Origin of the sequence: Clostridium sp. AM43-3BH (genome assembly GCF_003479985.1) — a bacterium.
Taxonomy (GTDB): Bacteria; Bacillota; Clostridia; order Lachnospirales; family Lachnospiraceae; genus Otoolea; species Otoolea fessa.
This window is the reverse complement of record NZ_QUIH01000002.1, coordinates 254,926-278,577: the sequence shown is the minus strand read 5'-3', so window position 1 is coordinate 278,577 and position 23,652 is coordinate 254,926. Positions and strand designations below refer to the sequence as shown.

General features: G+C 48.5%; 18 protein-coding genes and 1 pseudogene. 12 read left to right on the top strand and 7 right to left on the bottom strand.

The window, feature by feature from the left end; translation table 11 throughout:
• The first annotated feature begins 56 nt into the window (after positions 1 to 56).
• The 5 genes from tnpA to metA all read left to right on the top strand — a co-directional run bounded on the left by tnpA (position 57) and on the right by metA (position 6,039).
• Positions 57 to 497: an IS200/IS605 family transposase gene (gene tnpA / locus DW931_RS04690; protein ID WP_107001913.1), complete on the top strand. Its 441-nt coding sequence runs from the start codon at positions 57 to 59 to the stop codon at positions 495 to 497.
• A 109-nt stretch (positions 498 to 606) separates the two neighbouring features.
• Positions 607 to 1,830, top strand: coding sequence for an IS200/IS605 family accessory protein TnpB-related protein (locus DW931_RS04685; protein WP_243015242.1), 1,224 nt, complete (start codon positions 607 to 609; stop codon positions 1,828 to 1,830).
• Positions 1,831 to 2,080: 250 nt separating this feature from the next.
• On the top strand, positions 2,081 to 2,869 hold the full coding sequence (locus DW931_RS04680; RefSeq protein WP_118481984.1) for a pseudouridine synthase: 789 nt from the start codon (positions 2,081 to 2,083) through the stop codon (positions 2,867 to 2,869).
• A 112-nt stretch (positions 2,870 to 2,981) separates the two neighbouring features.
• Positions 2,982 to 4,943: an NAD-dependent DNA ligase LigA gene (gene ligA, locus DW931_RS04675; RefSeq protein ID WP_107001284.1), complete on the top strand. Its 1,962-nt coding sequence runs from the start codon at positions 2,982 to 2,984 to the stop codon at positions 4,941 to 4,943.
• A gap of 172 nt (positions 4,944 to 5,115) precedes the next feature.
• Positions 5,116 to 6,039, top strand: a complete 924-nt coding sequence (metA, locus tag DW931_RS04670; RefSeq protein WP_107001283.1) for a homoserine O-succinyltransferase — start codon at positions 5,116 to 5,118, stop codon at positions 6,037 to 6,039.
• 308 nt (positions 6,040 to 6,347) lie between these two features.
• Here the strand turns inward: metA and DW931_RS04660 are convergent, their stop codons facing one another.
• The 4 genes from DW931_RS04660 to DW931_RS04645 all read right to left on the bottom strand — a co-directional run bounded on the left by DW931_RS04660 (position 6,348) and on the right by DW931_RS04645 (position 11,510).
• Positions 6,348 to 7,763 (bottom strand): alanine/glycine:cation symporter family protein, encoded by a 1,416-nt coding sequence (locus DW931_RS04660; RefSeq protein WP_118481985.1) that lies wholly within the window; start codon positions 7,761 to 7,763, stop codon positions 6,348 to 6,350.
• 40 nt (positions 7,764 to 7,803) lie between these two features.
• Positions 7,804 to 8,736, bottom strand: coding sequence for a glutaminase A (gene glsA, locus DW931_RS04655; RefSeq protein ID WP_107001281.1), 933 nt, complete (start codon positions 8,734 to 8,736; stop codon positions 7,804 to 7,806).
• 232 nt (positions 8,737 to 8,968) lie between these two features.
• Positions 8,969 to 9,901 carry a LysR family transcriptional regulator gene (locus DW931_RS04650; RefSeq protein WP_118481986.1) on the bottom strand — a complete coding sequence of 311 codons (933 nt, stop codon included), beginning with the start codon at positions 9,899 to 9,901 and terminating at the stop codon, positions 8,969 to 8,971.
• 118 nt (positions 9,902 to 10,019) lie between these two features.
• The gene (locus tag DW931_RS04645; RefSeq protein ID WP_118481987.1) at positions 10,020 to 11,510 is read right to left on the bottom strand and encodes a polysaccharide biosynthesis protein; all 1,491 of its coding nucleotides are present in this window, start codon (positions 11,508 to 11,510) and stop codon (positions 10,020 to 10,022) included.
• Positions 11,511 to 11,802: 292 nt separating this feature from the next.
• Here DW931_RS04645 and DW931_RS04640 point away from each other — a divergent pair, with 292 nt between their 5' ends.
• Together DW931_RS04640 and DW931_RS04635 are read left to right on the top strand one after the other, a co-directional pair.
• The gene (locus DW931_RS04640; protein ID WP_118626912.1) at positions 11,803 to 13,098 is read left to right on the top strand and encodes a Na+/H+ antiporter NhaC family protein; all 1,296 of its coding nucleotides are present in this window, start codon (positions 11,803 to 11,805) and stop codon (positions 13,096 to 13,098) included.
• A 19-nt stretch (positions 13,099 to 13,117) separates the two neighbouring features.
• Entirely contained in the window at positions 13,118 to 14,032 is a 915-nt protein-coding gene (locus DW931_RS04635) for an AEC family transporter (protein WP_107001277.1), read from the top strand.
• Between the two features lie 186 nt (positions 14,033 to 14,218).
• On the opposite strand, the gene DW931_RS04630 is transcribed toward DW931_RS04635, so the two are convergent.
• Positions 14,219 to 15,019 carry a helix-turn-helix transcriptional regulator gene (locus DW931_RS04630; protein WP_118481988.1) on the bottom strand — a complete coding sequence of 267 codons (801 nt, stop codon included), beginning with the start codon at positions 15,017 to 15,019 and terminating at the stop codon, positions 14,219 to 14,221.
• Positions 15,020 to 15,455: 436 nt separating this feature from the next.
• Here DW931_RS04630 and DW931_RS04625 point away from each other — a divergent pair, with 436 nt between their 5' ends.
• The 3 genes from DW931_RS04625 to DW931_RS04615 are packed head-to-tail and all read left to right on the top strand — an operon-like array spanning position 15,456 to position 19,145.
• Positions 15,456 to 15,959 carry an NAD(P)H-dependent oxidoreductase subunit E gene (locus tag DW931_RS04625; RefSeq protein WP_118481989.1) on the top strand — a complete coding sequence of 168 codons (504 nt, stop codon included), beginning with the start codon at positions 15,456 to 15,458 and terminating at the stop codon, positions 15,957 to 15,959.
• 1 nt (position 15,960) lies between these two features.
• Positions 15,961 to 17,424 carry an NADH-quinone oxidoreductase subunit NuoF gene (gene nuoF / locus DW931_RS04620; protein ID WP_182430019.1) on the top strand — a complete coding sequence of 488 codons (1,464 nt, stop codon included), beginning with the start codon at positions 15,961 to 15,963 and terminating at the stop codon, positions 17,422 to 17,424.
• Positions 17,421 to 19,145, top strand: coding sequence for an NADH-dependent [FeFe] hydrogenase, group A6 (locus DW931_RS04615; protein WP_347559424.1), 1,725 nt, complete (start codon positions 17,421 to 17,423; stop codon positions 19,143 to 19,145). The genes nuoF and DW931_RS04615 overlap by 4 nt, the downstream gene beginning before the upstream one ends.
• 6 nt (positions 19,146 to 19,151) lie before the next feature.
• Here DW931_RS04615 and DW931_RS04610 read toward each other — a convergent pair whose 3' ends face one another.
• Complete coding sequence (locus tag DW931_RS04610; protein ID WP_118467022.1) at positions 19,152 to 20,108, bottom strand: DUF3878 family protein; 957 nt, start codon at positions 20,106 to 20,108, stop codon at positions 19,152 to 19,154.
• A 364-nt stretch (positions 20,109 to 20,472) separates the two neighbouring features.
• On the opposite strand from DW931_RS04610, the gene DW931_RS04605 reads away from it, so the two are divergent.
• Both DW931_RS04605 and DW931_RS04600 read left to right on the top strand, forming a co-directional pair.
• Entirely contained in the window at positions 20,473 to 20,694 is a 222-nt protein-coding gene (locus DW931_RS04605; protein WP_107001272.1) for a DUF1858 domain-containing protein, read from the top strand.
• Positions 20,695 to 21,006: 312 nt separating this feature from the next.
• The gene (locus DW931_RS04600; protein WP_117795998.1) at positions 21,007 to 21,963 is read left to right on the top strand and encodes a LysR family transcriptional regulator; all 957 of its coding nucleotides are present in this window, start codon (positions 21,007 to 21,009) and stop codon (positions 21,961 to 21,963) included.
• A 345-nt stretch (positions 21,964 to 22,308) separates the two neighbouring features.
• Here the strand turns inward: DW931_RS04600 and DW931_RS04595 are convergent.
• Positions 22,309 to 23,574 (bottom strand): annotated as a pseudogene (locus DW931_RS04595) (recombinase family protein); the annotation flags it as partial.
• Positions 23,575 to 23,652: the final 78 nt, after the last annotated feature.

Genomic DNA, 23,652 nt, shown 5'->3' with positions numbered 1-23,652 from the left:
ATCAAGATACAGAACTAGCGTTTGCTAAGTGTGGGGGCATATGGTATAATATAAACATGGAAAAAGATATATTTACTATTAAGAGAAATACACTTTCATATGGTAGAGGATATGTGTATTCTTTGCAATATCATCTTGTCTGGTGCACGAAATATCGAAAACAGGTCCTGAAAAATGGGATAGACGCAGAATGTAAAAAAATGTTGTATGGGCTTGCGGAGGAATACAAATTTAAGATTCTGGCGATGGAGGTTATGCCAGATCATATTCATTTACTTCTGGATTGCAAACCGCAATTTTTTATATCAGACATGATAAAGATTATGAAAGGGAATCTGGCACGTCAGTTGTTTCTTTCGCATCCGGAATTAAAACAGGAGCTGTGGGGAGGACATTTGTGGAATCCATCGTATTGTGCAGTCACCGTAAGTGACCGAAGCAGGGATCAGGTAGTGGCATACATTGAGGGACAAAAAGAGAAGGAAAAAAGAAAGTAGGAAATTTTATGCAGATTGTATCCAGCTATGGAGTAGAAATTAAAAAAAGAATATACCGCTCCGCTCTACGCTGGATATTTTTCGGAAGGCAGTTTCCTATCTGATTCCGGTGTATGCAGAGACCTGGGAAGAACTTTCAGAAATCAGAAATCCACAAAAACGCTTTAATGAAGCGGAACATCTGGTACATGAGACAAAAAAGAATCATGCCAGATTTCTGTTTGACCGTCATTTCCCTAAGATGCCATCTTATCTGAGAAGAGCGGCGATTCAACACGCACTTGGAGCCGTGTCCTCCTATCAGACACGCCTTAGTTTGTGGGAAAAGGGAGAACTGAGAGGAAAACCGAAGCTGGTCTGTGAGAATCATGCGATGCCGGTATTTTATCGGGATGTCATGTATAAGGAAGCAGAACCGGGAGAAGATGCGGCACATTTAAAGCTGTTTGATGGGCGGGAGTGGAAGTGGTTTCAAGTAAAATTACTTCATACCGATATGGAATATCTGCGAAAAAAATGGAGTGGTAAAAAGGCATCTGCCCCTACTTTGGAAAGGAAACATCATAAATATTTCCTTCGGTTTTCATACACAGAGGAAGTAAGCTTATCAAAAACAGATGTAAAAGAGCAGGTGATATGCAGCGTTGATTTAGGAATCAATACGGATGCGGTCTGCAGCATCATGCGTGCAGATGGCACTATCCTGGGACGTAAATTTATAAATTTCTCCAGTGATAAAGACCATTTGTATCATGTGCTTGGCAGAATCCGCCGTTTTCAGAGGGAACATTCCTCCAGACAGGTCCAAAGCCGATGGGATTATGCAAAAAGGCTGAATATGGAGCTGTCCCGCAAAATAGCTGCGGAGATCACGAAATATGCCGCAGAGTATCAGGCAGGTGTAATTGTGTTTGAGTATCTGGAAATGCAGGGAAAAATATCCGGAAAAAAGAAACAAAAGCTTCATTTATGGAGAAAGCGGGATATTCAGAAACTGTGTGAACATCAGGCACATCGGAACGGAATTCGTGTGTCCAGGGTCAGTGCCCGGAACACCAGCAGGCTGGCCTGTGACGGAAGCGGAGCGGTAGTAAGAAACCAGGAGAACCATAGCCTATGTACCTTCCGGACCGGAAAACAGTATAACTGCGACCTGTCAGCATCCTATAATATCGGAGCGAGATATTTTATACGGGAATTTTTAAAACCCTTGCCGGAAACGGAAAGGTCTTCACTGGAGGCAAAAGTACCTGCAGTGAAGCGTAGAACCTCCTGTGTTTATGCAGATTTGAGAAAGCTTTATGTAGAAGTAAACAATTTAAAAGCGGCATAAATGCAGGCAGATATACAGCGGACTACCTGTAATGTGGAAACCAGCCGTATCCGGCATGGGAAAAGTGCGTATCCGCACGAATTCTAAGTTACTGGCGTATCCGCCGATATTTAGTCTTGCCGTTTAAAACGGCTGAGAAGCATGTGACTTTAGCCATGTGAGGTTCACCCCCATGGACGAAAATGTTATAATTTTTATACTTTGGTTGCCGGAATCCTACGGCACAATAAATCGAAATGAGATGAATAAAATGCAAAAAAATCAAAATGATAAATCATACAAGAGAGCACAGCCAAGTGAAAAGCAGGAATCCCGGATTCCAACGGAAGGCATTCGTTTAAACCGCTTTTTGAGCGAGGCGGGCATCTGCTCCCGGCGGGAGGCGGATCGGCGGATCGCGGACGGGCGTGTGACGATCGATGGGCGCGTGGCAGAGGTCGGGCAGAAGCTGCTGCCGGGACAGCGCGTGGCATGCGATGGCGTAGCGGTGTCCGGCAAGGATGCGCCGGTGCTTTTAGCGGTCAATAAGCCGCGGGGGATTGTCTGCACGACTTCTGATAAAGATCGGGCAGAAAATATCGTAGAATTTTTAGATTATCCGGTCCGGATTTACCCGATCGGGCGCCTGGACAAGGATTCAGAAGGGCTGCTTCTCATGACGAATGAGGGCGAGCTGGTCAACCGGATTCTAAGGGCTCGTTACGGACATGAAAAGGAATATCTGGTAACGGTGGATAAACCCATTGATAGTGAGTTTGTCCGGAAGATGAGCGCAGGAGTGAAGATTTTAGATACGGTTACCCGTCCTTGTGAGGTGGAAAAGACCGGGAAGACGAGTTTCCGGATCATCCTGACCCAGGGACTCAACCGCCAGATCCGCCGGATGTGCGAGGCGCTGGGGTACCAGGTGCAGACGTTAAAACGCGTCCGGATGCTGAACATTACGCTGGATGGGCTGAAAACAGGCGAGTACCGGGAAGTGACAGCGGCAGAGAGACAGAAATTAGAAGATATTTTGAACGGAAAGAAGAATGGCTGAGACAATGTTGTCTGGCAGTCAGTGCAGGTTCACATATGAGGTTGCATAGAAATGCTTGAAAACGCATTCAGAGGTAGTTGGAGAGAGCGATGGGAAAGGTGGAGTCAGATAGATGGCAGAGGACAAGACAAAACGGATACGGGAGCTGATTGGGACGCTGCGGGCAGCAGGGCGCGCCTATTATCAGGAGAGCCGGGAGATCATGAGCAACTTTGAGTATGATAAGCTTTATGATGAACTGGTTTCATTGGAGAAAGAGACGGGAATTGTGTTTGCGAACAGCCCGACGCAGAATGTAGGATATGAGGTAGTCAGTGCGCTTCCGAAGGAGCGCCATGAGAAACCGATGCTTTCGTTAAATAAGACGAAGAGCGTGGAAGAGTTGGCAGACTGGCTCGGCGGGCAGACCGGGCTTTTATCCTGGAAGATGGACGGTCTGACGATCGTCCTGACCTATCAGAATGGAACACTTGTCAAGGCGGTTACGCGTGGAAATGGTGAGATCGGTGAGGTTATCACGGCAAATGCAAAGGCGTTCGTCAATGTGCCGTTAAATATTTCCTACCAGGGTGAGCTTATCCTGCGCGGCGAGGCGATCATCCGGTATTCGGATTTTGAGAAGATCAATGAGCAGATCGAGGATGTCGATGCGAAATATAAGAATCCGCGAAACTTATGCAGCGGTTCGGTGCGTCAGTTAAACAGCGAAATCACAGCGCAGAGACAGGTCCATTTTTATGCGTTCAGCCTTGTAAAGGCGGATGGCATTGATTTCAAAAATTCGCGGAAAGAGCAGTTTGAATGGCTGAAAACACAGGGGTTTGAGGTCGTAGAGTACCATGAGGTGACGAAAGAGACGCTGCCGGAGACGGTCAAAATGTATTCTGAGGCGATTGCGGAAAATGATACGCCGTCGGATGGACTGGTGCTTTTGTATGATGATATTGCCTACGGCCAGTCGCTGGGGCGGACGGCAAAATTTCCGCGCGATTCGATCGCATTCAAGTGGGCGGATGAGATTCAGGAGACGAAGCTTCTCTATATTGAATGGAGCGCGTCGAGAACGGGGCTGATTAACCCGGTGGCAGTATTTGAACCGGTTGAGCTGGAGGGAACGACGGTCAGCCGCGCCAGTGTCCACAACATCAGCATCATGGAGGCGCTGGAGCTGGGGGCAGGCGACCGGATTACGGTTTATAAGGCAAATATGATCATTCCGCAGATCGCGGATAACCTGACGCGCAGCGGCGTCCGGGATATTCCGGAGGCATGTCCGGTGTGCGGCGGTCAGACGGAGGTGCGCCAGCTCAACGATGTAAAATCACTCTACTGCACGAACCCGGACTGCCAGGCGAAGAAGATCAAGAGTTTTACTCTTTTTACAAGCCGCGATGCGTTAAATATTGCGGGGCTTTCAGAGGCGACGCTGGAGAAATTTATCGGCGTCGGCATGATTCATGAGTATGCGGATATTTTCCATCTGGACCGCCATCAGGAAGAGATCGTCGAGATGGACGGATTCGGGCAGAAATCGTATGACAATCTGATTGCGGCGGCTGAGAAAGCGTCCCACACGACCCTGCCGAGAATGGTGTACGGTCTGGGCGTTGCAGGCATCGGTCTGGCAAATGCCAAGATGATTTGCCGTCATTTTAAAAATGATTTTGAGGCGATGCGCCATGCCACCGTGGAAGAGCTGGTCGAGATTGATGGAATCGGGGAAGTTCTGGCGCAGGCGTGGACGGCATTCTTTTCGGATGGAAAGAATAATGCGATCGTCGATCATCTGCTGGCGGAGCTGACCTTTGAGGCAGGAGACGAAGAAAGCAGTGAGGGGGCAGATGAGGCATTCGCCGGGATGAATTTCGTCATTACCGGTTCGCTGGAACAATTCAAAAACCGGAAAGAGCTGCAGGAGCTGATTGAGCGCCGCGGCGGCAAAGTGACCGGAAGCGTGACGTCCAAGACGAATTATCTGATCAATAATGATGTGGCGTCGTCTTCTTCGAAGAATAAGAAGGCGCGGGAATTGGGGGTGCCGATTCTTTCGGAGGAGGAGTTTTTGAAGCTATAAGAGAGGTGAAAAAGCCGGACGCCAGACAGTGTTTAGCTGGCTTTTTTTTGCAGCTTGTGTTATGATTAGGAATGCTGATATAGTTTTTATTGTAAGTAGAAATGAATCATATCGGTATATAATAGAATCCTAAAATTCAAACGAATTTTATATAAAAAGGGGATATATAACCATGCCAATTAAAATACAAAAGGATCTTCCTGCTAAGGCAATTTTGGAATCGGAGAATATATTTGTGATGGATGAGGATCGGGCGATGAGCCAGGATATTCGTCCGCTTGAGATTTTGATTCTGAATCTGATGCCGATCAAGGAGGATACGGAGACGCAGCTTCTGCGGGCACTTTCGAATACGCCGCTGCAGGTGGACTGTTCATTCCTGATGCTGGAAACGCACGTTTCGAAAAATACATCGCAGACGCATTTGAATAAGTTTTATGTGACGTTTGACGAGATCCGCCGCAAGCGCTTTGATGGTATGATTATTACCGGTGCGCCGGTGGAGAATATGGAGTTTGAGGAGATTAACTACTGGGACGAGCTGACGAAGATCATGGAGTGGAGCAAGACGCATGTGACTTCGACACTTCATATCTGCTGGGGGATGCAGGCGGGACTCTATTATCATTATGGAATCCAGAAACATCAGAGAAAGACGAAGCTTTCCGGCATTTACAGACATCGTCTTTTGAACCGGAAGATCCCGCTGGTCCGTAGTCTCGATGATTATTTTTACTGCCCGCATTCCCGTTACACGGAAGACCGGGAAGAGGATATTCTGAAACATCCGGAATTGCAGATTCTGGCGAAATCGGATGAGGCTGGCGTATTTCTGGTGATGAACCAGGATGGAAGCCAGATTTTCGTTCAGGGGCATCCAGAGTATGATCGCATGACGTTAAACAACGAGTACCACCGCGATCTGAAAAAAGGCTTAAATCCGCAGGTACCGTGCAACTATTACCCGGACAACGATCCATTTTCCATGCCGGTGCTGAAATGGAGAAATATGTCCAACACGCTGTACACGAACTGGCTGAATTACTATGTATACCAGATGACGCCGTACGTGCTGAAGGAGGACGAGCAGGAGTAGGAACAGAAATCTGCTATTTATGAGAGTATAAGATATAGAAATAGAGATTTCGATAAAATTGATCGGGGAAAATATCTTCTTCGAACTGGATGGTGGGAGCCGCCGTCGGAGTGGTGCTGCTGGCAGCTGGAATGTTTTTGATTTGGAAGAACCGCAAATAAGGCTGCAGATTAATAAAACGGTAAAAAGATAGATATAATACAGATATGAAAAAATACAGGCAGGGCTGTCGGAATTTTGCACAGTGTGGTTGAAACCATGTGTGGGAAAGATTCTGACAGCCCTGTTTATGCGGATTTTTGTTTTTATTAATTCCAGAAATCGGTTTCTTCTTTCAACTCAATATCAGCTGCTTTAAAGACCGGATTCTTCCCAGCCTGTTTCTGTGCCCGGTAGTCTTCCAGGCAGCGGAGCGCCGGCTTGGCAATCAGGAAGATAATTGGTACGTTGATGACTGCCATCAGTCCCATCAGAACATCGGCGGTATCCCACACGATGCCGAGACTTGCCACAGAACCGATGAGGACAATCACGATAGCGATCACTCTCTGGGTAATCCGGATGCCCTTGACTGGAGTTTTGCCGCAGAGATAAGCCATGCCGGTTTCAGCAAAATAGTAGTTTCCGAGTAGCGTGGTAAAGGCAAATAAAATCAGGGCAACTGTGATAAATACAACACCTGCGGTGCCGAATACGTTATTCATAGCTGCCTGCACATATGCCATGCCAGCCATGTCTGCACTCGGTGCAACGCCGGAGCAGAGCAGTAAAAATGCGGTTGCAGAGCAGATGACAACAGTATCGATAAATACGGATAATACCTGAACAAGACCCTGTTTGACCGGGTGGCTGACACCCGCGGAACCGGCTGCGGTAGCGGAAGCACCGACACCTGCCTCATTGGAGAACAAGCCTCTCTTGATGCCGAGCATCACAACGGATCCCATGAAGCCGCCGAAGATAGCCTGAATATCAAAAGCCCCTTCAAAAATGCTTGCGAACATACCCGGAATCATGTTTCCGTGGAGAATAATCATCAGCAGGGCAGCTGCAATGTAAAGTCCGCCCATTACCGGAACAAGAATTCCTGTGATTTTAGCGATCTGTTTGCCGCCGCCGCTGATGCAGATGCCGAAGATAACAGCCTGGATGATACCGATGAGAATCGGAGTCAGGCTTGGATTGTAGAAACTGTATACTTTAAAAGAATCTGCCACATTGAAGGATGCAACGAGGTTAAATCCAACCATGTAAGTCAAAATCATGAAAATAGCATAGAGAACACCCAGCCATCTTTTTTTCAGAACGGCTTCAATATAGTAGGAAGGACCGCCGTAGCAACTTCCGTCTTCGGCACGGCGTTTGTAGATCTGTGCCAGCGTACTTTCTACAAATGCGGTTGCACTTCCGAGGATCGCGGTCATCCACATCCAGAAGATAGCGCCCGGACCGCCGAAACAGATGGCGGTAGAAATGCCGGCGATATTTCCGGTGCCGACGCGCGAAGCAGTGGAAACCATCAATGCCTGAAAGGCGGAAATAGACTCATCTTCCTTGTCGGATGGCTCCAGAATAACCCGGATGGATTCAAGTAAGTAACGAAGCTGTACCCCTTTGGTGCGGATGGTAAAATAGATGCCGCCGCCTACCAGCAGGATGATTAACACGTAGCTGTAAAGATAGTTGCTTGCTGTGCCGATTATCTTTGCGTATAAATCTGCCATTTTAAAATACCCCTCTCATACAATTTACATATTGTTTTTGCTATAAAGTGTGCCGCTGCGGATCAAACATATGGAGATGCAGTTCATGTGACATATATTCAAGCACGCATTCTCCAGCGACGCTGTTCCCCTTTTTATCTAACGCCGGTCCGAAGATGCCGATTCCCATCTCGCCGTCTACCACTGATAAGATACCGCCGCCGACGCCGCTTTTGGATGGGATGCCGACCCGGACGGCAAATTCGCCGGAACCATCGTACATACCGCAGGTAAACATGAGTGTTTTGACGATTTTAACTGCCTGGCTGCTTAAAAGCCGTTTTCCCGTGTCTGGATGAATGCCATCGTTGGCGAGAATCAGTCCCAGTCCGGCGAGGCTTTCTGCCGTCACGCTGAGAGAGCACATTTTGACATAAAAATGCAGGCTGTTTTCCACATCTTTATTCTTTTCGATGTACCCCTTGCTCTCCAGCAGATAGGCGATTGCCCGGTTGCGGGAAATATGAGACATTTCCGAGTGATAAACCTTTTTGTCGAGGTTGATGTCCGGATCCATGCAGAGAGCCCGGATGGTATCAAGCATGGTATCGAAACTGATTTCGGAAGCAAGGCAGCTTGCCACTACGATAGCGCCTGCATTGATCATCGGGTTGTAGGGGGAACTGTCCGTATTTTCCAGTTTCATCAGCGAGTTAAATGGATCGCCGGTCGGCTCCATGCCTACTTTTTTAAAGACCTGGTCGAAGCCGCAGATTTCCAATGCGACTGCCAGAGTAATGATTTTGGAGATACTCTGAATGCTGAAACGGACTTTCGTATCCCCGACGGAAATCCGTTTGCCGTTCCGGCAAAAAACACTGACTCCGAGCTGACTGCCATCTACCTTTCCAAGCTCTGGTATGTATGTGGCAACTGCACCCTCATGGGTATGTGTTTTTCCCAGTGCAACGGCTTGTTCAAGTACATCTCTCATACTTAAACGCCTCCTGTTTTTTATTCGGTGTTGCTTTCTGATAGTATGGTAGCATGGGGAAGGCAGTTTGTATAATGCGTGTCAGCTTTAAGGGATATGATAAAAAGGTATAACGGGATATATATGTCAGATATGAATAAATATTTATGATGAACGGGGAAGAGGTGCTGAAAAGGATCAAAAAAACTGCCGGGGATGGCTGTGAATGTCCGGCAGCTTTGATGGTGTTTTTTTAGAGAAGTTTTTTCTTTAAGTCATAAATAAATTCTTGTACGATCGCCGTCATTGGCGTGTCTTTCCGCATTGCATATCCAAACTCCAGCATAAAACCACAGTTTGGAATCGGAATAGAAGTGGAGTGGTAGGAGGCTTCTTGTTTGGCGAAATCGTGGATGCCGATGCTGTAGCAGTCACTGATCGAGATCATGTACATCAGGGTGGCGCGGCTGGAAAGATAGGTGATTTTCGAGCGCATTTTTTCTGCATCCTGATCCCCTTCGGAGAGAAGCTGGTAAATATAATCATCGCATTGTCCAAGATACCAGAGAAAGCCGTACTCTGCCAGTGTGTGCAGGTTGACCGGTTTCTGTTGCAGCAGAAGCGGATGTTTGCGGGAAATGATAATGTGTGGTTCGATGTTGGCAAGAAAATGGTACTCCAGCCCTTTTGATTCGAGCAGGGCATCCATTTCACGCCGTTTGCGGCTGTCAAAATGAAACACGCCTACATCGACACGCCCGGATACCACATCCTCGATGACTTCGTCTGAATTGCCTTCATACAGTCGATGGGAGAAGGATGGCTGATCGCGGTGGCGCAGGACGATTTCACTGAAACTTTCCATGATATGAGAAAAACGTGTCATGGAGACAGCCAGCGGATCAGAAATTTTGATTTGTTCCTTCTTTTTCTGAAACCAGAGCTGTTCCATTTCGTCAATGATTTTTTCGGAATGTGTCAGAAATTCCATTCCTTCAGGCGTTAATGTTACGCCTGAGCGGCTGCGGTTAAAGAGCCTGGCGCCGAGATTTTCTTCCAGATCGTGCATGATTTTCCCAAGATACGGCTGGGAAATATAGAGCGCCTGGGCGGCTTTATTGATGGATCCGAGGCGCGCTACCTTGATAAAATATTCTAAATGCCGAAAATTGATATCGTATTTCAAAAAAGTTCCCCCTTTGTAAATCCCCCTGAATGTAATAAGTATAAAATAAAAAAATGTAAATTGCCAGAAAATACCTAAACATATTGCATTTAAGGGATATAGCAAAATAGCATATAATTTATTGTTTGACTGTACCTGTATGTAAGAGAAGCAGTCCTCCTATATACAGCAGGCAAAGGATACCGGACTGGATGAGGACAGGCGGAAACAGGTGAGGCAGGTAAGACGCGTTTGGAATAACTTCTAACATCCCAATCGAAACCAGCAGGCAGAATGCCGGTTTTACAATGCCCTGGCTGACTGGCAGGCGGATCGGGACTTCGCAGGCGAGGGCGTGGATGTGGAGAAAGGCGAGCACCAGTTCGCTGATGAGAAGCGCCGCCAGATAGGCGAAAATTCCCCATCGCGGGATGGCGAAAAGGACGAGCGACAGGGTGAGAAGCATGGAAATCGTATGGTGGACGAAGACGGTTCCCGTTTTCCCAAGCCCGTTTAAAATACTTCCCATGGTAGTGGAGAGGTAGAGAAACGGGCAGAGCCAGGATAAAATCTGGATGAAACGTCCGGCATCGGCGTTGTGGTAAAAGGTTTCGCCCAGTGCTGGACCGAAGCGGGTGAAGAGCCCGACGCAGAGAATTCCCATGTACAGGCTGTAGCGGAGTGCCATGGAGATGGTGCGTTCGATTTTGTCCGGCTGATTCTGCGCCTGCGCCTCCGAGACTGCCGGGAGCAGGACGACGGCGAGGGAGTTGGTAATGGCGGATGGAAAGAGGACAAAGGGGAGTGCCATGCCTGTGAGAACTCCGTAAATACTGACCGATTCAACCCGCGAGAGCCCGGAGAGGAGAAGCTGGTTCGGTACAAAGATGGCTTCGAGACTCTGGAGAAAGCTGAGTGTGAGGCGGTTTGCCATGAGGGGGAGTGCCATGCTGAGGAGGGGGAGGAGCAGGGGAGTAATAGGTGTGTTTGCATTTGGCAGTGTGGCAGCAGGCTTCGAGCATCCATAAACCAGCAGACAGAACACCGCCGATGCCGCTTCCCCGATCAACAGCCCCCAGACAGCCAGCAGCACCGTGATAGGAATCCTGTTCGTGCGGCAGACATGGACGATCAGCAGGACGGAGAAAATGCGGATGCACTGCTCGACCACCTGTGAAAATGCCGGGACTGCCGTTTTTTTGAGCCCGTAATAATACCCGCAGCAGCAGGCATGAATCGCACAGAAGGGGATGGAGAGGGCGAGTGCGGGCAGAAGCGGCGCACATTCGGGCGCAAGAAGGACGCGCGCGGCGAGAAAATCGGCGAAGGTGTAGATCAAAGAGGTCAGCGGCAGGGCGATCGATAGTGAGAGTGCGAGGCTGACCCGCAAAAAGGCGCGTCCCTTTTCCGGGGAGGCGGCGGTCAGGCGGGAGAGTGAAGTCTGGATTGGACCGGCGCAGAGAGCAAATGCGATGCCATGTATGGGAAAAATCATCTGATATAAACCCAGACCTTCGGCGCCGATCGTCCGGGAGAGAAAGATGCGGTAGAAAAAGCCGAGAATCCGGCAGAAAAATCCGACTGCCGTCAGGAGCAGGGTTCCGGTAATCAAAGGATGAAATCTTCGCATGGCAGATCTCCGGGGAGGGTATGTCAGAAAAGTATATGAGGAGGAAGATGAAAGTAGAAGAAAACCAAGATGTTTATAAAACACTGGGGACACATTTTTTGGGAAACTGAAAGAAGACCCGAGTTGGCAGAAGGGCAGAAATAGCTTAAATTAAAGGATACAAAAATAAACTGTATTTAATACATAAATTAACAGATGGACATTGAGTTAGAACAGGAATATACTAAAAACATCAAAAAATAAAAAATTACTGCGAAAAATAACTGGTTGGTAGGGAAAAGAGTGTGAAGCTATGTTAGAAGGAATTGTATTACTTGCATTTATCGCGGCGCTGGCAGGCTGCGTGTTTACCGGCGTATCGGTGCTCTGGGCGCTGGCGGGCGGCTATCTGATCTTCTGTGTGTACGGTTTGATTCGGAATCACAGCCTTGCGGAACTCGGAAAAATGTCGCTTTCCGGCGTTAAAACCGTCCGCAATATCCTGATGATTTTCGGACTTATTGGCTTTATCACAGCGCTGTGGCGGGCGTCCGGCACGATCGCCGTGATCGTGTGCTGGTCGTCGAAGCTGGTGTCGCCGTCGGCATTTCTTGTGATCGCGTTCCTTCTTAACTGTATGGTGTCGATCCTGACCGGAACCTCCTTTGGAACCGGCGCGACGATGGGTGTTATCTGTATGGCGATGGGACGTGCGATGGAGCTTGACCCGTTCTGGATCGGCGGCGCGATTCTTTCTGGCATCTATTTTGGCGACCGCTGTTCACCGGTATCGTCCAGCGCGAATCTTGTCTGTGTGCTGACGAAGACGGATATTTATGAAAATATCCGCGAAATGGTAAAGACATCGCTGGTGCCATTTGTGGCTACATGTATTCTCTATTATATAGTGGGACGTTCCATGAGTGCCGGAAACGGACGGATGGATGTGGAAGGGCTGTTTTCCAATCGTTTTGTACTTCATTGGAGCGCGGTGATCCCAGCGGCGATTATCCTGGTGCTGTCTGTGTTCCGGGTGGAGGTCAAGAAAACGATGCTGATCAGCATTGTGTTGGCGGCGTTTCTGAGCGTGGTGCTGCAGGGGCGGACAATCGAAGAAATTTTACAGATGTGCCTGACCGGTTATCAGGCAAGCGATCCGGCGCTCAATGCTATGATGAACGGCGGCGGCCTGAAATCAATGATTAAGGTGGCTGCGATTGTGAGCCTGTCCTCCTGTTATGCAGGAATTTTCGAGGGAACTGGGCTCTTGAAGCCGATTCAGGGGAAAATAGAGGCGTTGAGCCGGAAAATTACTCCGTTTGGTGCGACCTTTGCGGTGGCGGCAGTTGCTTCCATGATCGCTTGTAACCAGACGCTTTCGATCATGCTGACCCATCAGCTCTGCAAGGAAGGAAATCCAGATAATAAACGATTTGCAATCGATCTGGAAAATACGGCGGTTGTGCTGGCACCGCTGGTTCCGTGGTCGATCGCCGGAGCCGTTCCTCTGGCAGCCGTCGGTGCTCCGATTGCGAGTGTGGTGGTGGCGTCGTATCTGTACATACTGCCGATCTGGAGTTTTTTGGTTCGTCTCATAAGAAGGTCGTAGGAAAAGGAGGAAGAGCCATATGAATTTACTCGAACTTTGCAACCTACAGGGTTCCTTATTCCTGATGATACTGGCGGGTGCGGTACTGAAACGGCGCGGGATCATCAGCAAGGAAGGCGAAAAATGTCTGACGGATCTCTGCGTGAATATCGTGATTCCCTGCAATATTGTGAAATCGTGCCTGATTTCATTTGATGCTTCGATTTTTAAAACGTGCGGGTTGCTGTTGGCGGTTGGATTTGTCTTGCAGCTTGTCTGTGTGGCCCTCAACAAAGTGCTGTTTAAGGAATATTCAGAGCAGCACCGGAAGGTGCTTCAATACTGTACGATCGTTTCCAACGGCGGATTCCTCGGAAATCCGGTTGCGGAAGGCGTATATGGAAGTATGGGACTTCTCTACGCATCCATTTTTCTGATTCCGATGCGCGTTGTCATGTGGTCGGCGGGTACATCCTATTTTGTTGGAGGCGGTTCTGACCGGAAAAAGGTATTGAAAAATGTCCTGACGCACCCGTGTCTGGTCGGTGTCTACATCGGTATGTTCCTGATGGCAACACAGCTGCAGCTTCCGGGCGTGCTGAAATCGACGGTTACCTACATTGGAAACTGTAACTCGGCGCTGACGATGTTTATTATCGGTACGATTCTGACCGATGTGAAACTGCGTGAGATTATTAATCCGACGGCCCTCAAATTCAGTGTGCTCCGTCTGTTCCTTCTTCCGCTTCTGGCATATGGAATCAGCCTGGCGGCCGGATTGGATTCGGTGGCAGCAGGTGTGGCAGTCATCATGACGGGAATGCCAGCCGGTGCAACTGCAGCGATCTTTGCGGCGCGCTATGACAGCGATGCACCGTTTGCAGCGAAAACGGTAGTGCTCACGACGCTGATTTCGATGATTACGATTCCGGCGTGGTGTCTGTTTATAGGATAAAAAGAATAGGTAAGAAGCAACAATAATAGAAAGAATACTAGAAAAATTGAGAAAATAATGTAAATATGGTAAATGAATATAAAAAGACCTGAAAGGTGCGGTAAATGGCTGCTCTTCAGGTCTTTTATATTTTAAAATGAATCAAAGGTTAAGCAAACAGAGGTTGAAAGAATTAGTTTATGATTCTTATTCATTCGTTTCACTCTTTCGTGAAATCCGCGCTTCTTCCAGATAATTATACAGTGTATACTTGGAAATCTGCATCGCGTCGCACAGGAGCAGGCTGGTTTTTGTGATCTTGAAGACGCCTTTCTGGTCAAGATAGTCGAGTGCACGAATTTTTTCCTCCTTGTTCATCAGCATCATCGGTTTTCCGATCATGGACTCTGCCTGATAAATATAGTGCTGTAAAATATCATCGACATTCTTTTTGAGAATAAAGTCGCGGTCAGACATGGCTGCCTGATTTGCGCCATTCGTGCCGTCCGTGCTGCCAGTTCCTGAAAAGGTGCCATCAGAAGCCATTCCGGATGGTGTGCAGCCAGACATGCCGTCGATCTGTGCGCCCACAGCTGCCGATATGCCGATGGTGCCTGGGCGTCCGATCAGATTTTGCAGGGCGCTCTGTGCCAGATAGAGATCGCGAACATCCATATTTAAGCAGACAGATCCGATAATTTTGTGATGTTCGTCCTCGATGAGCGTTGTGCAGGACTTAAAAAGCCGGTCTTTCTGGCTGGTATCGAGGGAAATGATCGAATGCTTGAGCGGCTCGATATCATTGCCGAGCTGTGTGATCATGCCGCCGCGCGGGGAACCGCCGACGTCGCGCCCGCTTAGCTGTGAGTTGAATGCGTAGACGATCGTGTGATCGTAGCCTTTGCGGTAATCGTGGACGATGATCTCACAGTTATCTCCGAGAAACTTTTGAAGTCCTTCGAGAAAACGGATGAGAAACTGAAAGTCCATGTAGTTGGAAATTTCCATGAATACCTCCTTTGGGGTGCTCTGTGCCCCGAGTGTGTATCGCAAAATTTTGCGGCTTAAAATAATTCGGAAAATGAAATGCACAGGGATTGTCTTTCTTTTGTCAAAGTTCCTGAAAAAAATTTTATCGCGTTCATTTTGCTGCGTCAATCCTGTTTCTATAGAAAAAAGTTAGTAGATAGGGAACATAAATAAGAGAATGTTCTCCTTTTTTGTTTAAAAATCAAAAATTCAGGTACAAGATAACGGGAAATGAGAGCAAACCTGTTTCTTTCATCATACTCTCAGACAAACTGTTTGTCAATTAACAAACCAAACTGTAAGTTTTTCTTGACAATTTGTCAGTGCATCCCTATAATCGAGAAAAAATCAAACAGACAGTTAGTCAAACAAAAAATAAGTTTGTAAAAATACAAACTGAAAGTGAGGGAGCAGGATGGACAGGGACAGTTATGTATATAAGACACCGGCTTCAAAGCTGGTACAGGTGTCTGCGATTGCGGCGGAATACAAGGGCAGACCGGATATGCTGATGACAGTGATCATCCGGGCGCAGAAGGTTGTGTCGGCATTTTCCAAGGAGGTGGCGTCAGTCATCGCCAGGGAGATGGATATTCCGATGAACAAGGTGTACAGTTTCATCACCTTTTATGCGATGCTGTCGGTAAAACCGAGGGGGCGCTACATTGTCCGGATGTGCAAGAGCGCGCCGTGCCACGTACATGGGGCGCAGGCGGTCGTTCAGGCGCTGGAGGATCAGCTCGGCATCAGCATCGGGGAGACGACCGAGGACGGAAGGTTCACCCTGGAATACTGTCCCTGCCTGGGACTGTGTGAAATATCCCCGGCGATCATGATCAATGAGCACGTGTACGGCAACCTGACGCCGGAATCGGTGCGGGATATTATCAAACAATATATACGGGAGGATGTGGAATAGTATGGAGGAAATGCACGTATTGCTGAAAAACCGCGGCAAGATTAATCCGAGAAGTTCACAGGAGTATGCGGACCGCGGCGGATTTGAAGCGCTGAAAAAAGCACTTTCGATGGACAGTGAAGCGATTATCGATGTGATCCGCGCCTCCGGACTTCGTGGACGCGGCGGTGCGGGATTCCCGACCTACCGAAAGATGGAGTTTACCGCCCACGCATCTGACCCAACGAGATACATCGTCTGTAACGCCGATGAGGGAGAGCCGGGAACGAATAAAGACCGGATTCTTCTCTCGACCGACCCGTGTGCGGTCTTCGAGGGCATGGCGATTGCTGGAAAAGCAGTCGGCGCCCATACCGGATATATCTATCTGAGAGCCGAGTATACATATTTGTTCCCGGTATTAAAAGATGCGCTGGAGGATGCGGAAAAACGCGGATTTTTAGGAAAAAATATGATGGAGAGCGGTTTTGACTTTGAAATCAAGTTCCGCTCTGGTGCGGGTGCTTACGTCTGCGGCGAGGAGACGGCATTGTTTGAGTCCATTGAGGGAAAACGAGGCGAGCCACGTTTCCGTCCGCCGTTTCCGAGCATTCACGGACTCTTTGGAAAACCGACCATGTTAAATAACGTAGAGACGCTGGCGAATATTGCACCGATCCTCTTAAACGGAGCGGAGTGGTACCGCAGCATCGGCACGGCAAACAGCCCTGGCACAAAGCTTTTTACGGTCTGTGGAAATGTAGTCCGCAGGGGCGTATTTGAATTTCCGATGGGCGTGAACCTCAAAGATATCATTTATGAAGTGTGCGGCGGCATCGCGGATGGAAAAGGGCTTCTGGGCGTGCAGACCGGTGGTACCTCCGGTGCGATCATCAATGCCGATCAGATCGATATGACACTGGATATTGATACAGTTTCGGCATCCGGCGGACGTCTTGGCTGCGGTACGATTCTGGTCATCGACGACAGCAACTGTATTGTAGATATTGTGCGAAACAATTTGGACTTCTTCCGCGGCGAGTCATGCGGAAAATGTACACCGTGCCGCGAGGGCGGCCAGCAGCTTTACAATCTGGTTACCCGCATCAGCCGGGGGCTGGCGACTCTGCCGGATCTGGAAAAAATCGATGAGCTGACGGAGACGATGCGCCTGACTGCCCTGTGTGGTCTGGGACATTCGACCGCAGTTCCGGTGCAGACGAGTATCCAGAACTTCCGTAAGGAATATCTGGCGCACATCGACCGCGATTACTGCCCGGTCTGCGCTCAGGCAGCCGTGGCGGAAGGAATTTATGAAGCAGAAGAAGATTATAGAAACGATGGAAACAGCCGGATGGGAAGACAGCATGCAGCAGTCGGTGAACGTGATGTCATATATGATTCGTATGACGCGTATGCAAGACACCGCAGCCGGGGAACATCCTATGCGGGACAGTTTAAACGGAGAGGGGGAAGAGAAGCATGATGGTACATCTGACAATCGACGGACAGCCGGTAGAGGTGGAGGAAGGAACGACGATCCTCCAGGCGGCGAAGAAAGCCTGTATCCACATTCCGACTCTCTGCTATCATGAGGATTTGAGCATCAAGGCGGTCTGCCGTATCTGTGTGGTTGAGGTAGAAGGACAGAGACTTCTTCCGACCGCGTGCAGTACACCTGTTTCGGAGGGAATGGTCGTGCAGACGGCATCCCCGAAGGTACTGAAAGCGAGAAGAAATATTCTGGAACTGATTTTTGCGAGACATCCGCAGGAATGCCTCGTATGTCCGAAGGACGGAAAATGCGATCTGCAGAAGGTAGCGCAGGATGTCGGAATGCACCTCGATATCCGCTATGACAAGCAGCTCCGCCATCAGAAGGAGGACTGGAGTTCTCCGGCCATCATGCGGAATCCGCAGAAATGTATTCTGTGCGGGCGTTGTATGGAGGTCTGCAATGAGATTCAGGGAATCAACGTCCTTTCGAAGGAAAACCGTGGATTCCATACGCTGATTGCCCCGGCCTATGGGGAAAAACTGGCTGATACCAATTGTATTAACTGCGGCCAGTGCGTGCAGGTGTGTCCGACCGGAGCATTGACGGTGCATTATCATACCTACGGGTTATATCGCCAGAAAGAATTAGGCAAAAAACTGATTATCCAGGTGGCTCCGTCCGTCCGCATTACGCTGGCGGAGGCACTGGGTGAGCAGCCGGGTGTTGTCAGCACGGGACGTCTGGTGTCGGCACTTAAGCGCCTGGGCTTTTACAAGGTATTTGATTCTGATTTTTCCGCGGATCTGACGATCCTGGAGGAGGGAACGGAACTGTTAAACCGCCTGCAGAATGGCGGAACTCTGCCGATGATCACCTCCTGCTGTCCGGCGTGGGTTAAATATTGTGAGACTTACGCGCCGGAGTACACGAAGCATTTATCGACGGCAAAATCCCCGCAGCAGATGTTCGGTGCGCTGATCAAGACCTGGTTTGCGAAGCGCGAGGGCATCGATCCGGGTGAGATCTGCAGTGTTTCCGTTATGCCGTGTACGGCAAAGAAATTTGAGTGTACCCGTCCGGAAATGAGGGACAGCGGCTATCAGGATGTGGATATTTCCATCACGGTACAGGAACTGGCAGCGCTGATCCGTGCCGGTGGAATCGATTTTTCTGAGCTTCCGGATACGCCGTTTGACGATCCATTTGGCGAAGGAAGCGGCGCGGGACTTATTTTCGGTGCGACTGGCGGCGTCATGGAGGCGGCACTCCGCACCGTTTATGCGGTGGTAACCGGCAAAGAGATGGAACATCTAGACTATACACCGGTCCGCGGTTTCGAGGGAATCAAGGAATCACAGGTTGATTTGAACGGCAGAGTCATCAAGGTAGCGGTGGCACATGGCATTAAAAATGCGAAAGTTTTGCTGGAAAAGGTAAAAAACGGAACCGCCGATTATCAGTTTATCGAGATCATGGCATGTCCGGGCGGCTGCATCGGCGGCGGTGGAAATCCGCCTAAGACATGGTCGATCATGGAGAAGCGGAAGAAAGCCATCTATGAGGCAGAGGCAGAGCTTCCGGTCAGACAGTCGCACAAGAACCCGGCGATCCAGAAAATTTATGAGACGTATCTGGGAGAACCGTGTGGGGAGCTGTCACATAAGCTGCTGCATACAGAGTACTGCAACCGGCAGGATCTGTTGCAATAGATTATGTTATTGATCTTCCCAAGTCTCAATCCGCGCCTTACGGTTCAAAATCCCTTTCTCCCATATCATTAAATGCATCTTAAATTCAATCGAATCCTGCGCTGTCGTAAAGGGTTCTTCACGCAGCAGTTCGGAGCGGATGCCGCGCTTTTCAAGCTCTTTCTGTCTTTTTTTGGCAAAAAGTTCGAGAGCCAGGTGACGGGTCTGCTGGGCTTTTCCGAAGGTGCGGGACGGGTAGGCGGAAGAGGCTTTTTGAAGCTTCCGGGTCAGGAGATCGACTGTCTTGGCATGGGCGTTCCGGTGCAGGAGGCGGGCAATCTGACGGGCGCGGCGCTTGGTGGGGTGCTGCTCATAGTCTTTCAGGCGATGTAGCAGTTTTGGATCACTGGCTTCGACGGCGATGGATTGGAAGACGCGCGAAGCGTCTTCGGAGAGATGCCAGGGATTTTCACGGATGACGCGGTATTTTTTCGGGACCGCCGGGTAGCAGCAGACGTTCAGTGGGGGAAATTCCGCGAGGGAGGCAAGCTCCCGCTCGTTTGCGTTGCAGGAGTTTTCCCCCAGATAGTCGAGTTTGTCGCGCAGGATGGCGATGCGGTATTCGAGCTGGCGGAGGTATTCGTAGCCTTTCATCCAGAAGTGCCCGAGCTGACTGTAGTCATAGTAGTGATTTTCGAGAGTCAGATCTTCGAAAAAGAGTGTGACAACCGAGTCTCCCTGATGGACGATCAGGGCATAGCGTTCGTTTTCATCCTGGGTTAAGAGGGCATCGAGTTCGCCCTCGTATGCCGGATCGTAGGTACCGGTCAGGCGGGCGTTGTGGAAGAGGAGGAAACTTTCGACTGCATCATTCATCAGGTAAACTAGGCGGATCGTGTCGGGAGCAGAAGTGCCGGTTTCCGGGAGAATAAGTTCGAACTGGTTTTCGGATAATAGTAATTCTAACATGGAAAAGGGATCCATTTTATAAAACTCCTTAATGTATAAAAATCAAAATGTTTTCCGACACAGGCAGAAAAACGGAGCCAGTGACTATCGTATTCTCAATACAGGAAAACATAGAACAATCATGGTAATTATAAGAGAAATAAGAAGAGGATGCAAGAGAAGAGTAATGCTGCTGCCGGATTGTACAAAATTTTCAGCTCAGAAAAATTTTTCCAGTGAATCGTAACATTTTCTATGTTTCACAAAAAAAGATAGTAAAACCGCGCGATTCGTGTTAATATAAGAAAGCATAAGAATAATCGCGGTGTTTTTGCAGCGGCGGTGAAAACCGCAAAGCTGCGTAAGAGACTGCAAGTATGAATAGAAAGGAAAATTTATCATGGAAATCACAAAAGCAACCACGATGGGCGAGATGCTTCAGTATGATATGGGTATTGCATATGTTCTGATGGAGGCAGGCATGCACTGTGTTGGCTGTCCGTCTTCGATCGGTGAGTCTCTGGAGGAGGCTTGCATGGTACACGGTCTGAACGCAGACGAGGTTATGGCAAACATCCAGGAGTACCTGAACGCAAAGAAAGAGTCTGAGCAGGCTGAATAATTCAAATTTTAGATTTTAATAAAATTCTGGATAAAAAGACGCTGTGTACGAAGTAATGAGGCTTCAGCATAGCGTCTTTTTCGTTGTTTTATAGGAAAGAACGCCTCATAAAGCAAGAGTGAAAAATGCTCGGATTGTTGTTTAGAGACTGAAAATTGTGTAAAAATAGTATACATTACAGAATTGACGTGATAAAAAGAACTCGTTATAATGGCATAAAAAATATTTTTACTTTTTTTCGGAGAGTGGCTTAAACATATAACCGGACAAAAGATAAAGTAGTACGTAAAGATACAATGGAGGGATGGGAGTATGTTCAGTAAGCGAGAGTATGAATACGTGATGGAAATTGCGAAGGAAGGAAGTTTTTCAAAAGCAGCCCAGAAACTCTATATTTCCCAGCCAGCCCTCAGCGGTGCGATTAAAAAGATTGAGAAAGAGTTATATGGGATCTCGCTTTTTGACCGGAATGTGAACCCGGTGGCACTGACCCCGGCGGGGCAGTATTATCTGGAAAAAACGCGGAAGATATACGAGCTCAGCAATGAGATGGAGCAGCATTTTGCAGAGCTGGCGGGTATCCGTTCCGGTGTGATTAACATCGGAAGCTCCGGATATTTCTGTGCGTATTTTCTTCCGGAGGTGATCCGGGGCTATTGCAGACTGAATCCAAAGTGCCGGATCAACGTGACGGAGACGGATATTTCAGGGATGGATGCTGGGCTTAGAACCGGGCAGTTTGATATCACGATGGATGTCGAGGCACTCGACCCGGAGATGTTTGAGAGTGTGACGCTGGGGTATGAGTATATGATTATGGCGGTTCCTGCTTCCTTTGCTGTGAATGAGAAGCTGAAAGAGTTTCAGATCTCCAGGGAATCAATCCTGGAGCGGAGTTTTCTGGATGAAGCGGTGCGTGCGGTGGACCTTTCCAAAGTCTCGAAAGAACCATTTCTGATGCTGAAAAAGAATCAGGATTCTTATAAAAGGAGTATGGATATCTGCGCCCACGCTGGTTTCGAGCCGAAGGTGATTATGTATTTTGATCAGCTTCAGACTGCCTATAATGTGGCGCGGAGCGGACAGTCCGGTATCATCTTTTTTAGGGATGCACTGCTGAAATACACAGAGAAAACGGAAAAACTCTGTTATTACAAGATTGGCGATCCGCTGGCAAAGCGTGCAATCCTTTTGTCGATGAAGCGCTATCCGGGCGTGGGGGCAACAGTAGATGATTTTATCAAATACATTCTACTGGCTAAAAAATAGTTTAAAATTTCACAAAATACTGATAGGAAATTGCTTATAGTGCCATATTTAAAAATAACTCGGATTTTTAACCAGATAAAATACTGGAGTATATCCCATAGCTGAAAAAATAGAAACTCGGATGCAGAGCCTGGGCGGCGGCTATTCCCATGACTGTGCGAAAGCGATTGCACTGGTGCCGTTTTTCAAGGCTACATATTAAAATAAGTGTTCAAATTCTCAGTGCCATGGACAGGCATAAGGATTCTCCTATGGACATCAAACATACTACTAGAATGATTAACTTATAAAAGCCATAAAGTACAGTTTACAAGGGACTACACAGGGTAGGTATCTGACGGGGGTTGCACCCGTCAGACTGTCCACCAGCTTTTCAATCTCGCTGTCCACATGGGCAAGCTCCACTTGCAGTGCTGCAATTTTCTGGTTTGCCTTTGCCGCTTTCTTTCTGCCTGTCAGAGTCTTGTAGCTTGCCAGTTTCTTTACCATCTGCTGATAAACAACCGCTTCCAGCTCCGAAGTGATGATTTTCCCGCACCCGGCACAGCTTTTATTGTCCAGCCGTTTCGTACAGCGAAGGTATTGCTTGCCGGAGGAATTGAAGATACTCATAAGGGCATACCCTCAGTTCCCGCACTTGATTTTTCCCGCCAGCCATGTATGGGTGGCTTTCCGGGCAGACTGGATTTTCATGTTGTTCATCAGCTTCTTGCGGCAGGTCAGCCAGATGTAAGAGGGGACAATGCCCTCATGGGGAGCCAGTACCAGCATTTGGTCTTTCAAGTCGTTCTTTTTGCTGGGCTTCACATCCCGCCCTTGATACAGATAGCAGCCGTTCATGCCAGTAAAATCGGCAGCGTCATTGACAATGACCGTCCCTTGACTTTTGAAAAACTCATACACATCAAGGTCTGCCTGCACATAGACAGGATTGCGTAACATCTGCGCCAGCGTGGGGCGTATCAGATCTTTGCCATGGAACAAAATCCCCTGTTCGGCAAAGTACCGGGTAATGTCCCCGTAGGAGGTTGTGGGCTGAGCATACATCTCAAACATCAGCCGGATATTTGCCGCTTCGTCTGGATTTACCACCAGCTTTTTTGTATTGATACCGTCCATCTTAATCGGCTCTGTATGGAAGCCGTAAGGGGCTTTCCCACCCATCTTGAAACCTCGCTGGCTGCGGGAATAGTAAGCGTCCGTTACTCGCTTCTGTATGGTTTCCCTCTCAAGCTGGGCGAACACGATACAGATATTTAACATCGCCCGCCCCATCGGGGTGGAGGTATCAAACTTTTCCGTAGAGAACACAAACTCTACATTGTACTGCTGGAACAGCTCCATCATGTTGGCAAAGTCCAGAATGGAACGGCTGATACGGTCGAGCTTGTAAACCACGACCTTTGCAATTAAGCCCCGCTTGATGTCCCGCACCAGTTCTTGAAACTTCGGACGGTCTGTATTCTTGCCGCTGTACCATTTGTCTGTGTATTCCTTGCAGTTACCGCCTTTCAACTCGTATTTGCAAAATTCAATTTGGCTTTCAATGGAAATGCTGTCCTTTTTGTCTACCGATTGTCTTGCATAGATTGCGTCTATTCGATTATTCATATTGTCGCTCCTTTTCTTAAAAAAGAAACGGAGCTGCTGACACCTTTATTATACCGTCAGCAGCCCCGCAAATCAACG